This window comes from bacterium (genome assembly GCA_020440705.1).
Taxonomy (GTDB): domain Bacteria; phylum Krumholzibacteriota; class Krumholzibacteriia; order LZORAL124-64-63; family LZORAL124-64-63; genus JAGRNP01.
Window position 1 is genome coordinate 1 of record JAGRNP010000368.1, and the last position, 553, is coordinate 553.

General features: G+C 71.8%; 1 protein-coding gene. It reads left to right on the top strand.

What is annotated here, in order from left to right; all coding sequences use genetic code 11:
* Positions 1–553: NAD-dependent epimerase/dehydratase family protein (locus tag KDM41_18835; protein ID MCB1185481.1), on the top strand; the 553-nt coding region annotated here is incomplete at both ends.

The window sequence follows — 553 nt, forward strand, 5'->3', positions numbered from 1 at the left end:
GTCGGCGGCACCGCCAACCTCTTCGCCGAGGCCCGCGACGCCGAGGTCGAACGCATCGTCTACGCCTCGTCCTCGAGCGTCTATGGAGATGACCCGGGGCTGCCCAAGCAGGAGGGGCGGGAGGGGCGGCCGCTGTCGCCCTACGCGCTGTCGAAGGTCATGGGAGAGGAGCTGGCGGAGGTCTTTGGCCGCTGCTACGGCCTGCGCCTCATCGGGCTGCGCTACTTCAACGTCTTCGGTGCGCGGCAAAGCCCCGAGGGCCCTTATGCCGCGGTCATCCCGCGCTTCTTCGCCGCGGCGCGTTCGGGCGAGGCGCCGGTGATCTATGGCGATGGCGAGCAGAGCCGAGACTTCACCCACGTCGATGACGCGGTCCGTGCCAACCTCCTGGCCGCGGTGGCGCCGGACAGCGCCTGCGGCCGGGCCTACAACGTCAGCGGCGGCCGGGCGGTGACCATCAACCAGCTGGCGCAGAAGGTGCGCCAGCTCGCCGGCGGTGCGAAACCGGTCTACGAGCCGCCACGGGCGGGCGACGTCCGGGCCTCGCTGGCGG